The following is a 13,192-nucleotide window of genomic DNA, read 5'->3' on the forward strand; positions in this document are numbered from 1 at the left end:
AGCCGGCCGGTCAGCCCGCGCGGGCCGCCGGCGGTGTCCGCGCCGGCCGGCCCGGCGTCCGGGCCCTCCACCGCGAAGTCGTCGTCGCGGCCCGCCTTGCGGAACCGGCCGAACCGGTCCCGCGGCTGGTTGCTGCGCGGCCGCGTCCGCCCCGAGTCGGGCGGGGACGAGGCGTAGGCGAGCTCGTCCCCGCCGGCGCCGTCCCGGCCCGCCTCGGGTCGGAACCGGCCGCCGCGGAGCACCTCCCGGGCCCGCTGCTCCCGGGGTTTGCGGTGGACGCCTTTGAAGCGCATCGGGCTCCTCTGTCCGCGGGACCCGCGGGGTATCGAGCGGCGTGCGCCGCTGGACCGGGTCCCCGGAGGCAGGGTAAGCCGGAACCCGACATCCCGTCATCCCCGCGAGTCACTCACGGGGGCGTGCGACGCCCCCACGCCCCCCGGTTCGCTTCGCTCAGGCGTAGGAGTGCAGGCCCGAGAACATGTAGTTCACGCCGAAGAAGTTGAACATCAGCGCGGCGAACGCGACAAGCGACAGGACCGCGGCCTTGCGGCCCTTCCAGCCGGCGGTGGCGCGGGCGTGCAGGTAGGCGGCGTAGATGATCCAGGTGATGAAGGACCAGATCTCCTTGGGGTCCCAGCCCCAGTAGCGGCCCCACGCCTGGTCGGCCCAGATCGCGCCCATGATGATGGCGGCGGTCCAGATCGGGAACGCGAACGTGGTGACCCGCATCGACAGCCGGTCCAGGCCGTCGGTCGACGGGAACCGCGACAGCACGCCGCCCTCCGCGGCGCCGCCGCGGGCCTCCGCGCGGTCCTTCACCAGGTAGAGGAGGGTCGCGGCGCCCGCCACGGTGAACGCGCCGGTCGCGATGATCGCGGCGGACACGTGCAGGGCGATCCAGTAGGAGTTGAGCGCGGCGGTGACCGGGCCGACCGAGTCGTAGAGCCAGATGTTCGCGACGCCGAGCGCGACGGCGGCGGCGATCATGACGAACGCGCCGAGGAAGCGCGCCCGGTACCGGATCAGCACGACCAGGAACGCGGTGACGGCGGCGAACGCGATCGCGGTGAGGAACTCGTACATGTTCCCCCACGGCCACCGGTTCGCGGCGAGGCCGCGGGTCACCAGCACGCCGAGGTGCGCGCCCCAGCCGAGGACGTTCAGCAGGATCGCGAGCCGGGCCCAGTCGGCGCGGACGCGGCCGGGCTCGGCCCCGTCCTGCCCCGCCTCGGCCGCGGCGGTGCCGCCGCCGGCGCCGCCCGCGACGGTCTCGGCGCCCGCGGCGCCGACCAGCACCTTCGCCGGCGCCTCCGCCGACTCCGCCGCGGCCGCCGGGGCGGCGGCCGCGCGGCGGCGGCCGAAGCCCAGGTCGGCGGCGTAGGCGACCATCGCGACGATGTACATCACGACGGTGGTCAGCATGAGCTTGTCGCTCAGGTTCGCGAGGTCGGCAGTGCTCACCTCGTCACTCCTTCGGTTCGGGCGCCGACCCGGATTCCTGATCGGCGTCGGGGTCGGGGCCGGGCTCACCTGACTCGGGCTCGCCCGACTCGGGCTCACCGGATTCGGGCTCGTCGGACTCGGGCTCGCCTGACTCGGGCTCGGGGGCGGGCCCGTCCGCCGGACCGCGCAGCGCGGTCACGATGTCGTCGAACTCCGAGGTCGGGTTCCCCAGCGTGAGACCGCCGACCTCCACCACCGTACGCCCGCCCTTCCCGGCGCTCGCACGGACCCACACCCTGCGCCGCCGGACCATGAACGAGGTCGCCACGCCCAGCACCGCGAGGATGGACGCGACCAGGGCCGGGATGCGGCCCGGGTCGCGGTTGACCGACAGGCTCGTCCACTCCTTGAGCCCGTCGAACGTGATCGAGCCGGCCCCGTTCGGGAGCTTGAACGTCTCCCCCGGCTCCAGCAGCTTCTGGCCGTCCTTGACCGGCTGCAGCGTCTTGCCGATCCCCTCCAGCTTGTAGACCGACTGGGGGGTGCCGGAGTCCAGGCCGATGTCGCCCTTGAACGCGGTGATCGTGACGACCGGGCGCAGCGGCGCCGGGAACCCCGAGACGATCTGCTTGCCGTCCTCGCTGGCGACCGCCGTCGGCCACAGGATCGCGTAGAAGGCGAGCTGGTCGGGCTGGGCGTCGGGGACCTTGATGACGCCCTCGGACGTCAGGTTGCGCGGCTCCATCTCCAGGAACGGCACGGTGTCCTGGAAGGCGACGTTGCCCTTGGCGTCCCGGACGGTGAACGCGGGCGCGTACCCGTGGCCGAGCAGGTACACCTTCGCGCCGCCGACCATCAGCGGATGGTTGATCTTCAGGTCGTACGGCTTCTCCTCGGCGTCCGGGCTCTCCCGGTACCGGACCCGCGCGTTGAAGTCGGTCGCCAGGCCGCGCTTGGCGCCGTCGGTCTCGTACGTCGCCTTGAAGTCGTCCAGCGTCATCGTGAAGGGGGCCAGCTCGCCGGTGGTGAACGCGCGCCCCGGCTCGAACTGGTCGTACAGGCCGAGCGAGTTCGCGAACGTCTTGCCCTCGGTGAGCAGCACGTTCCCCCGGTAGCCGAGCAGGTTGCCGAGGCCGAGCGCGAACAGCAGCGCGAGCAGCGCCAGGTGGAACAGCAGGTTGCCCGACTCGCCCAGGTAGCCCTTCTCGGCGGCGACGGCGCCGCCGGACTCGTCCACCCGGAACCGACGCCCGCGCAGCGCCGTGCGCGCCTCGGCGAGGACCTCCTCCGGGGAGGCGTCCGTCTCGTACTTCGCCGACTGCGGCAGCCGCCCGAGGTTGCGGGGCGCCGCAGGCGGGCGCGCCCGCATCGACTTGTAGTGCTGGACGGCCCGCGGCAGCACGCAGCCCGCCAGCGACACGAACAGCAGGATGTAGATCGCCGCGAACCAGGGCGCGGCGAACACGTCGAACATCGAGAACTTGTCGAGCCACGGGCCGAGCGTCTTGTGCTCGTCCAGGTAGGCGACGACCTTCTCCGGCGCCTGCCCCCGCTGCGGCAGGATCGACCCGGGCACCGACCCGAGCGCCACGAGGAACAGCAGGATCAGCGCGGTGCGCATGGTGGTGAGCTGCCGCCAGCCCCACCGCAGCCAGCCGAGCGGGCCGATGCCCTTCGGGTGCGGCACCTCCGCCGGCGCCTGCCGCGCGGCGGGTGCCTCGGTACCGGACTCCCGGGGGTCGTCCTTGAGGTCGTGCTTGGTGTCAGTCATCTCAAATCACCGGTTCGAAGCCGCTGATCCACGACTTCAGCTCGATGGTCAGGTCACCCCACAGGCCGCTCACCAGCAGCACCCCGATGAGGACGAGCATCCCCCCGCCGATCCGCATGACCAGGGGGTAGTGGCGCTTCACGGCGCCGAACGCGCCGAGCGCCCTGCGGTAGGCGATCGCGGTGAGCACGAACGGGAGGCCGAGCCCGACACAGTACGCCAGCGACAGCAGCGCGCCCCGTTCCGCGCTCGCCTCGGCGATCGCGAGGCCCTGCACGGCGCCGAGCGTCGGCCCGATGCAGGGCGTCCAGCCGAGCCCGAACAGGACGCCGAGCAGCGGCGCGCCGGCCAGCCCGGCCGCCGGGAGCCGCCCCGACTTCAGGGTCCGCTGGAGGCCGGGGATGAGCCCCATGAACGCGAGCCCGAACACGATCGTGACGGCGCCGAGGACGCGGGTGATCGTGTCCTGGTACTCCAGCAGCCACCGGCCGAGCCCGCCGAAGACCGCGCCGTAGCTGACGAACACGACGCTGAAGCCCGCGATGAACAGCAGCGCCCCGGCGACGAGCCGCCCGCGCCGCTGGTCGGCGAGGTCGGCGCCGGTCATCCCGGTCACGTACGACAGGTAGCCGGGGACCAGCGGCAGGACGCACGGCGAGGCGAACGAGACGAGCCCGGCGAGCGCGGCGAGCGGCGCCGCCGCCACCAGCGACCCGCCGACCACCGTCTCGCTGACCGTACTCACTTTTCCTGGACGACCTTGGCGACCAGGGGGTTCAGCTTGGAGTACGTCGTGGCGCCGATGATGCGGGCGGCGACGCGGCCCTGCCGGTCGAGGACGAGGGTGCTCGGGATCGCGCTCGGCGGCACCTCCCGGAACGCCAGCGTGACCTGGCCGTCGGCGTCGTACAGGCTCGGGAAGGTCACCTTGAACTTGCGCTCGAACGCCTGGGCGTTGGCCTTGGAGTCCTTGAAGTTGACGCCGAGGAACTCGACGCCCGCGGCCTTCTTCTCGGTGTAGACCTGCTCCAGCGACGGCGCCTCGCCGCGGCACGGCGCGCACCACGACGCCCAGAAGTTGACGACGACGACCTTGCCCTTGAGCTCCGACAGGTGGAACGCCTTGCCGTCGAGGCGCTGCCCGGTGACGTCCTGGAGGCCCTTGCGGCCGGCGGGCTTGTACTCGGTGATGTTGCCGTCGCCGGCGATGAAGCGGTTGTCGCCGCCGTCCGGCCCGCTCCCGGAGGCGTTGGTCCCGGCGCAGCCGGCCAGCAGGCCGCAGAGCGCGGCGGCAGCGGCGGCGGCGCGCAGCGGGGAGACTCGGGGGCTCAACGGACCCTCCTACTACTACAAGACGTAGTACTCAACTTAGCGGTGCGGTCAGGCACCCGCGACACTGGGGCCCTTCGCGATGCCGGCGGCGGGCTCGCAGTAGGCCACCTCCACCAGCCGGCTGCCCTCGAACGTCAGGCTCGTCAGGCTGGCCAGCCCGCACTCGCGGCGGCCCGGGTGGTGCCACAGCCGGCGGTGCTCGGCGTGCAGCCGCAGGATCCAGATCGGCAGCTGGTGGCTGACGCACACGGCCTCGTGCCCGCGCGCCGCCTCCCGCGCCCTGATCACGGCGGCGCGCATCCGGGCGGCGAGCTGCTTGTACGGCTCGCCCCACGACGGCTTGACCGGGTTGACCAGGTGGCGCCAGTGCTCGGGGCGGCGCAGCGACCCGGCCCCGGCCCCGAACGTCAGCCCCTCGAAGTGGTTGTCGGCCTCGATCAGACGGTCGTCCACGGTGACGGGCAGGTCCATCGCGTCCGCGAGGGGCGCGGCGGTCTCCAGCGCCCGCTGCATCGGCGAGGAGAACAGCGCGGTCACGTCCCGGTCGGTGAACCATTTGGCGGCGGCCTTCGCCATCAGGACGCCGTCCTCGCTCAGCCGGTACCCGGGCAGCCGCCCGTACAGGACGCCCTCGGGGTTGTGCACCTCACCGTGCCGGAGCAGGTGAACGATCGTCGTGTCAGTCATCGCGGTCAGGTTACCCGCGCTCACCACCCGGCCCGTCCCCGGTCCCACCAGTACGGCGGCGCCGCTCGGCGGGGTCAGATGCGGGTGGAGGCGACGAACTCGGAGATGGCCTTCGCGGCGCGGTCGAGGTCGGCCTTCGGGGGCTTGGCGTCCTCCAGCCGCTGGGTGAACCAGTAGAAGAGCGCGGCGTCGCAGATGGCGGACTGGGCGGCCGGAGCCGTGCAGGTGATCGGCCAGGTGACGCCGCGCGGCGTCAGGACGGCCAGCTCGGCCTTCACCGCCGGCGACGGCGGGAGGTTGTCGGTGCCGGGGCCGCGGGTGAGCACCGCCTGGTAGCCGGGCACGCCGGTCGCCAGGGGCGTGCGCGTCGACAGGATGGACGAGCACTCGTTGCCCTGCGCGCGTTCGCGCTGCGCCTGGGCGGAGTCCGGGAAGTACGTGCACATCTGGATGCGGATGCCGCCGACCGAGCCCTGCCAGTTCTGCTCGACCAGGGCCGTCCCGAAGTCGCCGACCGAGCTGGCGCCCGCGTTCGCGCCGACCGACGCCTCGCACTCCGCCCCTGCCGGGCCGATCAGCAGCCCCTGCCCGGAGCGGTACACGGCGGCGTTCTTCGGCATCTTGACCTGCGCGGGGAGCGTCACCTTCGCCGGGCCGTCGGTCGGGGTGATCACCGCGCCCGGCGCCCGCGTGATGCACGGCCTCACGTCCGCGACGGTGGCGGCGACCCGGGTCGTCGCCGAGGGGCGCGGCGCCGGGTCCTGCTCGGTCACCTGCTGGACGGCGATGGCGCCCGTGCCGACGACCGCGACCGTGCCGACCGCGACGGCGGTGAGGCCCGCGCCGCTGCCGAGGAACGCCTTGACGGCGGAGCCCGCGGCGACCTTCCCGGCGACCGACGCCGTCCCGGCCCCGGACACCCCGGCGCCGGAGGCTCCGACGGCGGCGCCCGTCCCCGCGGCGGCTCCGGCGGCGCCGGCTCCGGCGGCGGACGCCGCACCAGCGGCGCCCGGCATCAGCCAGGCGGCGAGCGGGAACAGCGCGGCGAGAGCGACGGCGCCCGCGGACAGGGCGTGCACCCCCCGAGCCTCCCAGTCGCGGCCGTAGGCGGCCTGGGCGGTGCGTTCCAGGTCGTCCACGAAGGCGGCGGCGCCGGCCGGACGCTCCTCCGGCGACTTGGCCATGCCCTGCAGGACGAGCGGCCGCAGCGCCTCGGGCACGGCATCGACGGGGATCTCGCCGGTGAGGTGCGCCCGCATCAGTTCGGCACGGCCACCGCCGTAGGGCCGCTGCCCGGTCACGCACTCCACGAAGACGCAGGTCGCGGCGTACACGTCGGTCCTGGGCGTGGCGACGTGCCTGCTCCACTGCTCCGGAGCCATGTAGTACGGGGTCCCCGCGCCGCCCGCCTCCTCCCCGGCGGGGGTGGCGATACCGAAGTCGACGAGGCGGCTCCGCCCGTCCGCAGGGACGACGACGTTCGCGGGCTTGTAGTCGCGGTGGACGACGCCGACCGCGTGCGCGGCGGCCAGCCCCAGCAGCGAGCCCTTCAGGACGGCGAGCGCCGCCTCCGGGCCGAGCGCGCCGTGCCGCGCCAGCACCTCCTTGAGGGAGACGCCGTCCACGGCCTCCATGACGATCGCGGCGGTGTCCGGCCCCTCGACGAGCCGGAAGAGGCGCGCCACGTGCGGGCTGTTCGCGCGGCCGAGCATGAGCGCCTCGTGGCGGAGCCGCTCCCGGTCCGCCTCGTCCGCCCGCGCCGCCAGATACTTGATCGCCACCGGGGTGCCGGACGCGTCGTGCCGGGCGAGCACGACCCGCCCCTGGGCGCCCGCGCCCAGCTCGCGCACCTCGGTGTACCCGCCGACCCGCCACTCGCCTTCCATGATCGCGAGAACCTACCGAACAAGGTTCGCGCGTGGCGACCCGGGGCGGGCGCGGGGGCAGGTCAGGCCGGGGCCGGGACGTCGGCGAGAGCGTCGGTGGGGACGTCGGCGGGCACGGCCGCGCGCAGTGCGGTGACGGCGGCGCGGATCGCCGGGCGGCGGGCCGCCTCCTCCCGCCACACCGCGTACACGCGGCGCGACAGCGGCGCGGCCAGCGGCACGATCGCGACGCCCGGCGGGACGTCGCAGCGGCCGAGGCGCGGCAGGATCACGCAGCCGAGCCCGGCGGCGACCAGGGACAGCTGCGTCGCGAACTCGTAGGCCATGTGGTCGATGCGGGGCTCGCTGCCGGCGGCGCGGAGGGTGCGCAGCAGCCAGTCGCAGCAGATGCTGTCCGGCACGGAGCTGATCCACGGGTCGCCGGCCAGCTCGCCGAGGTCGATCGTGTCGCGGCCGGCGAGGGGGTGGTCGGCGGGCAGCGCCACGTCCGCGACGTCGTCGCAGATGACGCCCTTGCGCAGGCCCTCGGGCAGCGGCAGCGGCTCGTTGTTCCAGTCCTGGACGACGGCCATGTCGAGGTCGCCGCGGGAGACCAGCGGCATGCTGCGCATCGGGTCCTCCTCGCGGAGCAGGACGCGCAGGTCGGGGTGGTCGGCGCGCAGGGCGCGCAGCGCGCTCGGCACGAGCCCGCGGACGGCGGTGGGGAAGGCGGCGAGGGTGAGCTGGCCGACGACGGAGCCGCGGTGCGCCTCCAGGTCGGCCTGCGCCTGCTCGACGAGGGACAGGATCCGCTCGGCGTGCGCGACGAGCAGTTCGGCGGCGTCGGTCAGCCGGACGCCGCGGCCGTTGCGCTCCAGGAGCTTCTGCCCGGTCTCCCGCTCCAGCTTCGCGAGCTGCTGGGACACCGCCGAGGTGGTGACGTGCAGCACGTCGGCGGCGGCGCTGACCGAGCCGTAGGTCGCGACCGAATGGAGGGCGCGCAGCCGTTCCAGATCAAGCATGAAGCAATACTAAAACGAGATGTCAAGCATTTCTCGCTTGTCCTAAAGAAAATGGCGGGGGCACGATCGGGGGATGAGATCGCGCCACGTCCTGCTGGCCACCGTGATCGCGGCGCTGTGGGGGTTCAACTTCGTTCCCATCAAGGTGGCGCTGGAGGACTTCCCGCCGCTGCTGATGGCCGCCCTGCGGTTCACGGCCGCCGCGCTGCCCGCGGTGTTCCTCGTCCGCCGCCCGCCGGTGGCCGCGCGCTGGTTCGTGCTGATCGGGGTGCCGCTCGGCGTCGGGCAGTTCGGGCTGCTGTTCCTCGGCATGAACATGGGCATGCCGGCGGGGCTCGCGTCGGTCGTCCTCCAGGTCCAGGCGGTCTTCACGGCGCTGTTCGCGGGCGCGCTGCTCGGCGAGCGGCTCGGCGCCCGGCAGGTCGCGGGCATGGTCGTGGCGTTCGGCGGCGTCGCGCTGCTCGGCGCGGCGCGGGCGGAGGGCGGCTCCCCGGTGGGGGCGTTCCTGGTCTGCCTCGGCGGCGCGGCCGGCTGGGGCCTGGCGAACGTCGGGATGCGGCGGATGAACCAGGTCACGAAGGAGCCGGTGGACGCGTTCGGGTTCATGGTGTGGATGTCGCTCGTGCCGCCCCTCCCGCTGCTGGCGCTGTCGCTGGTCTTCGAGGGGCCGGGGGCGCTGCCGGACTCCGCCCGGCACCTGTCGGTCGCCGGGGTCGCCTCGCTCGCGTTCATCGCCTACGTCGCCACGCTGTTCGGCTTCGGCGCGTGGGGCTGGCTGATCCGCCGGTACGAGGCCGGGACGGTCGCCATGTACTCGCTGCTCGTCCCGCCGTTCGGGCTGGTGTCGGCGGCGCTCCTGCTGGACGAGCGGATGACGGCGGTGCAGCTCGCCGGCGCCGCGCTGATCATCGCGGGGGTCGCCGCCGGCACCGTCCGGCCGCGGTGGCCCCGCGCGGCCCTCCGCAGGCTCCGAACCCGTGAGGTGAGCTGACATGCACGCGATGGCAGACATGCGGGGAATGCACGCTTCGCTCGTCACACCCTTCACCCGCACCGGCGAGGTGGACGCCGCGTCGCTCGAACGCCTCGCCGTCCACTGCCTGGCGAACGGCGTGGACGGCCTGGTCGCGCTCGGCACCACCGGCGAGGCCGCGATGCTCACGCCCGAGGAGCGGCGGACGGTCCTGGAGGTGTGCGGCGGCGTCGCCCGCGAGTCCGGCGTCCCGCTGATCGTCGGCGCGGGGACGATGGGCACCGCCGACTCGATCGAGCAGGCCCGCGAGCGCGCCGCGTTCGCCGATGCGCTGCTGGTCGTCGTCCCGTACTACCTGCGCCCTTCGGACGAGGCCGTCGTCGAGCACTTCGCCGCCATCGGCGCGGCCGTGGACGTCCCCCTCCTGCCCTACAACATCCCGTACCGGACGGGTAAGGCCCTGTCCGCCGAGACCCTCCTGCGGATCCTCGCGCTCGACTGCGTCACCGGGATGAAGCACTGCGCGGGCGGCATCGACCACGACACGCTGGTCATGCTGGCGGCCAACCCCGGCAAGGCGATCCTCTGCGGCGACGACGCGTACATCTACCCGATGCTGCGGCTCGGCGCGGCCGGGGGCATCGCCGCGTGCGCGTGCCTCGCGCCGTCCGCCTACGCGGCGATGGCCCGCGGGGACGGGACGGACGCCCTCAAGCTCCACAACGCGCTGCTCCCGATGGCGGACGCGCTGTTCGGCGAACCGGCGCCCGCCGTCCTCAAGGCGTGCCTGGCCGAGGTCGGGCTGATCGACGACCCGGCGGTGCGCGCTCCCCTGCGCGCACCGCGCCCCGAATCCGTCGCCGCCGCCATGGCGGCCTTCCAGGCCCTCTAGGCGGCGGCCAGGGCCCGCTAGGACGACGCCTGGGCGGCGGCTCGGGCGGCGTGCGGGAGGGCGTCCAGGATGCGTCCCAGCGCCTCCTCGTCGTGCGCGGCCGACAGGAACCACACCTCGTACGCCGACGGCGGCAGGTACACGCCGCGCTCCAGGGCGGCGTGGAAGAACGCCGCGTACGCCTTGGAGTCCTGCCGCTGCGCGGCGGTGAAGTCGCCCACCGGCGCGTCGCTGAAGAAGATCGAGAACAGGCTCCCGGCGTTCTGCCGGACGTGCGGCACGCCCTCCCGCTCCAGCGCCTCCGACGCCGCCTTCCCCACGATCTCCGCCGACCGGTCGATGGCCGCGTAGACGTCGGCGGTGGCGTTGCGCAGCGTGGCGAGCCCGGCGGCGGTCGCGAGCGGGTTCCCGGACAGCGTGCCCGCCTGGTAGACCGGCCCGGCCGGGGCGAGGTGGTCCATGATGTCGGCGCGGCCGCCGAACGCGGCGGCGGGCAGCCCGCCGCCCATCACCTTCCCGAACGTCATCAGGTCGCCGGCGACGCCCTCGATCCCGTACCAGCCGGACGCGGACGCGCGGAACCCGGTGAGCACCTCGTCGATCACCAGCAGCGCCCCGTACCGCTCGCACAGCCGCTTCAGCAGCGCGTTGAACCCGTCCAGCGGCGGGACCACGCCCATGTTGCACGGGACGGCCTCGGTGATGACGCACGCGATGTCGGTGCCGTGCTCGTGGAACGCCATCTCCGCGGCGGTGACGTCGTTGTAGGGCAGGATCAGCGTGTCGGCGGTCGTCGCGCCGGTGACGCCGGGCGTGTCGGGCAGCCCGAACGTGGCGACGCCCGACCCGGCCGCGGCGAGCAGCGCGTCCACGTGCCCGTGGTAGCAGCCCGCGAACTTCACGATCTTGGTGCGTCCGGTGAAGCCGCGCGCCAGCCGGATCGCCGACATCGTCGCCTCGGTCCCGGAGTTGACCAGCCGGACCTTCTCCACCGGGGTGCGCGCCACGATCTCCTCGGCGAGCTCCACCTCGCCCGGGGTGGGCGCGCCGTAGGACGTGCCGCGGCCCGCCGCGTCCCGCACCGCCTCGACCACGGCCGGGTGGGCGTGCCCGAGGATCAGCGGACCCCAGGAGCACACCAGGTCGACGTAGGTGTTGCCGTCGGCGTCCGTCAGGTACGGGCCCTGCCCGGACGCCATGAAGCGGGGCGTCCCGCCGACGGCGCCGAAGGCCCGCACCGGCGAGTTGACGCCGCCGGGCACGACCCCGGCGGCACGGTCGAACAGCTGGCGGGAGCGATCGAAATCAGTCACGGTTGCAGTCTCTCAGTTGCAGTTCGGCGACTTGCCTTGACCTCGCGCCGTACGGGCCGATATTCCACCAAGTACGACATCGGAGGGATGGGCTTTCAACGTGGTTGACGGCTGGACGGTCCCGGGCTTCACCCACGAGCGGGAGCTCGGCAGGGGCGCCTCGGGCCGCGTGGTGCTGGCGGTCGACGACCCGACCGGCACGAAGGTCGCGATCAAATACCTCGACGGCGCGCTCGCGGCCGACGAGGCGTTTCTGGCGCGGTTCCGCGCCGCGGCGCGTCCCCTGTCCCAGCTCGAGGACCCCAACGTGGTCGACTTCTACGACTTCGTGGAGTCCGCGGACGGCGCCGCGATCGTGATGCAGTGGGTCGAGGGCGTCAGCCTGCGCCGGGTGCTGGCCGCGCAGGGCCCGAGCGGCCCCCTGGCGGCCCTGTCGCTGCTCGGCGGGGTGCTCCTCGGCCTGGCCGCCGCGCACGAGCACGGCGTCGTGCACGGCGCGCTGCGGCCGTCGAACATCCTGGTCGACGCCGACGGCAACGCCCGGCTCACCGACTTCGCGACGGCGCCCGCCGGCACCGAGGTGCGGTCCGGCGCGCAGTACGCGGCGCCCGAGCTGTGGGACGGCGAGCCCGCGACCGTCGCCACCGACCTGTACGCCGCGACCGCGGTCTTCTTCGAGTGCCTCACCGGCCGCCCCCCGTACGCGGGGCGCAACATGGCGCGGCTGCACCGCGAGGCGGCCGTCCCGGCCGAGGAGGTGCCGGGGCCGCTGCGCACGCTCGTCCACCAGGGCCTCGCGAAGGAGCCGGAGCACCGCCCGAAGTCCGCCGCCGACTTCCTCGGCGCGCTGGAGGACGCGGCCGTCTCCGCCTACGGGCCGTCGTGGGAGGCGCAGGGCCGCGGCCGGCTCACCGAACTCGCCGCGCAGGCCGCGCTGCAGCCGGAGCCGCCGAAGCCCAAGCCGTCCCGCAGCAGCGGCCGCAACCCGGTCGTCGCCGGCAAGCAGCCCGGCCGCCGCTCCCGCGTGCCGTGGGTGGCCGCGGCCGTCGCCCTGGTCGTCCTCGCCGGAGGCGGCGCGGGCGCTGCGACGCTCCTGAAGAAGGACGACAAGGCGTCGCCGCCGCCCGAACCGGTGCCGACGCCCGCGCAGACCAGCAGCCCCCAGCCGACCCTCCCGGCCGGCGGGGTGAACCCGGCGCCGCTCATCGAGCGGATCGACCGGGCCGTCGCGCAGACCCCGGGCGCGACGTTCAGCTACTGGCAGACCGGCTGCTGCGGCTTCCCCCTCAGCGGCAAGGGCACGCTCGGCCCCGCGGCCTACTCCATGACGATCAGCGGGTCGGGCGCGGCCCGCAAGCCGGTGCGCGCCGTGATCGTCGAGGACCGGCTGTACGTGCGGGTCGGCAAGCAGTGGCGGCCGTCGGCGTTCGGCGGGCGCGGCTACCCGGCGGTGGCCGACCAGGTCCGCCAGGGCAGCTCCGTCGCGAACCTCACCACCCTGCTGCGGACGGCGACGAAGCTCGCCAAGTCGGGAGCGATCTACGAGGGCGAGGCGCCCGCCGCGAAGCTGGCGGAGGCCCCCGGCGTCGGCCCCATGTACGCGCGGATGGCGCAGGCGACCGGCGTCGAGAAGATCACCTTCGCCATCAAGCTCGACGCCCGGCAGCGCCCGGTCAAGTTCTGGGTGCGCGCCGGGGCGGAGAAGGGCCGCAACCAGGTGCAGCACGGCTCCTACACCAAGTGGGGCGCCGCGCCCGCCATCAACGCCCCGCGCTGAGCCGGGCGCGGCGCTGGGTCAGGCGCGGCGCTGAGTCGGGCGCGGCGCTGAGTCGGGGGGGGGCCCGGAGGACAGGGACCCCCCGCCGGCGGCGGCGCCCGCCCCCCGGGGGCGCGC

The 13,192-nt window shown here is 74.2% G+C and carries 11 protein-coding genes and 1 pseudogene; 3 read left to right on the plus strand and 9 right to left on the minus strand.

The window, feature by feature from the left end; all coding sequences use genetic code 11:
• The 8 genes and pseudogenes from AB0K34_RS43695 to AB0K34_RS43730 all read right to left on the minus strand — a co-directional run.
• A pseudogene (locus AB0K34_RS43695) lies at positions 1-293 on the minus strand (hypothetical protein); the annotation flags it as partial.
• Positions 294-450: 157 nt separating this feature from the next.
• Complete coding sequence (gene ccsB, locus AB0K34_RS43700; protein WP_364554429.1) at positions 451-1,461, minus strand: c-type cytochrome biogenesis protein CcsB; 1,011 nt, start codon at positions 1,459-1,461, stop codon at positions 451-453.
• A 4-nt stretch (positions 1,462-1,465) separates the two neighbouring features.
• Complete coding sequence (locus AB0K34_RS43705) at positions 1,466-3,214, minus strand: cytochrome c biogenesis protein ResB (RefSeq protein WP_364554430.1); 1,749 nt, start codon at positions 3,212-3,214, stop codon at positions 1,466-1,468.
• A 1-nt stretch (position 3,215) separates the two neighbouring features.
• Positions 3,216-3,959: a cytochrome c biogenesis protein CcdA gene (locus tag AB0K34_RS43710; protein WP_138640595.1), complete on the minus strand. Its 744-nt coding sequence runs from the start codon at positions 3,957-3,959 to the stop codon at positions 3,216-3,218.
• On the minus strand, positions 3,956-4,546 hold the full coding sequence (locus AB0K34_RS43715) for a TlpA disulfide reductase family protein (RefSeq protein WP_364554431.1): 591 nt from the start codon (positions 4,544-4,546) through the stop codon (positions 3,956-3,958). The genes AB0K34_RS43710 and AB0K34_RS43715 overlap by 4 nt, the downstream gene beginning before the upstream one ends.
• A 48-nt stretch (positions 4,547-4,594) precedes the next feature.
• A complete protein-coding gene (locus tag AB0K34_RS43720; RefSeq protein ID WP_138640596.1) occupies positions 4,595-5,233 on the minus strand; it encodes a histidine phosphatase family protein in 639 nt (212 codons plus the stop codon).
• Between the two features lie 74 nt (positions 5,234-5,307).
• Positions 5,308-7,119, minus strand: coding sequence for a serine/threonine-protein kinase (locus AB0K34_RS43725; RefSeq protein WP_364554432.1), 1,812 nt, complete (start codon positions 7,117-7,119; stop codon positions 5,308-5,310).
• 62 nt (positions 7,120-7,181) lie between these two features.
• A complete protein-coding gene (locus AB0K34_RS43730; protein WP_301173982.1) occupies positions 7,182-8,120 on the minus strand; it encodes a LysR family transcriptional regulator in 939 nt (312 codons plus the stop codon).
• Positions 8,121-8,193: 73 nt separating this feature from the next.
• Between AB0K34_RS43730 and AB0K34_RS43735 the strand changes: the two genes are divergently transcribed.
• Positions 8,194-9,111, plus strand: coding sequence for an EamA family transporter (locus AB0K34_RS43735; RefSeq protein WP_138639340.1), 918 nt, complete (start codon positions 8,194-8,196; stop codon positions 9,109-9,111).
• A gap of 1 nt (position 9,112) precedes the next feature.
• Entirely contained in the window at positions 9,113-9,985 is an 873-nt protein-coding gene (locus tag AB0K34_RS43740; protein ID WP_138639341.1) for a dihydrodipicolinate synthase family protein, read from the plus strand.
• Positions 9,986-10,002: 17 nt separating this feature from the next.
• On the opposite strand, the gene hemL is transcribed toward AB0K34_RS43740, so the two are convergent.
• Positions 10,003-11,298, minus strand: a complete 1,296-nt coding sequence (hemL, locus tag AB0K34_RS43745) for a glutamate-1-semialdehyde 2,1-aminomutase (protein ID WP_364554433.1) — start codon at positions 11,296-11,298, stop codon at positions 10,003-10,005.
• Positions 11,299-11,398: 100 nt separating this feature from the next.
• Between hemL and AB0K34_RS43750 the strand changes: the two genes are divergently transcribed.
• Entirely contained in the window at positions 11,399-13,075 is a 1,677-nt protein-coding gene (locus AB0K34_RS43750; protein ID WP_138639343.1) for a serine/threonine-protein kinase, read from the plus strand.
• The last annotated feature ends 117 nt before the right edge of the window (positions 13,076-13,192 follow it).

The organism is Actinomadura sp. NPDC049382, assembly GCF_040677125.1.
Classification (GTDB): Bacteria; Actinomycetota; Actinomycetes; order Streptosporangiales; family Streptosporangiaceae; genus Spirillospora; species Spirillospora geliboluensis.

What these genes read in the sequence shown, in the direction of transcription:
- AB0K34_RS43720 (WP_138640596.1), bottom strand. Translation starts at nt 5,233, where the DNA reads ATGACTGACACGACGATCGTTCACCTGCTCCGGCACGGTGAGGTGCAC.
- AB0K34_RS43705 (WP_364554430.1), bottom strand. Translation starts at nt 3,214, where the DNA reads ATGACTGACACCAAGCACGACCTCAAGGACGACCCCCGGGAGTCCGGT.
- AB0K34_RS43740 (WP_138639341.1), top strand. Translation starts at nt 9,113, where the DNA reads ATGCACGCGATGGCAGACATGCGGGGAATGCACGCTTCGCTCGTCACA.
- AB0K34_RS43735 (WP_138639340.1), top strand. Translation starts at nt 8,194, where the DNA reads ATGAGATCGCGCCACGTCCTGCTGGCCACCGTGATCGCGGCGCTGTGG.
- AB0K34_RS43725 (WP_364554432.1), bottom strand. Translation starts at nt 7,119, where the DNA reads ATGGAAGGCGAGTGGCGGGTCGGCGGGTACACCGAGGTGCGCGAGCTG.
- AB0K34_RS43730 (WP_301173982.1), bottom strand. Translation starts at nt 8,120, where the DNA reads ATGCTTGATCTGGAACGGCTGCGCGCCCTCCATTCGGTCGCGACCTAC.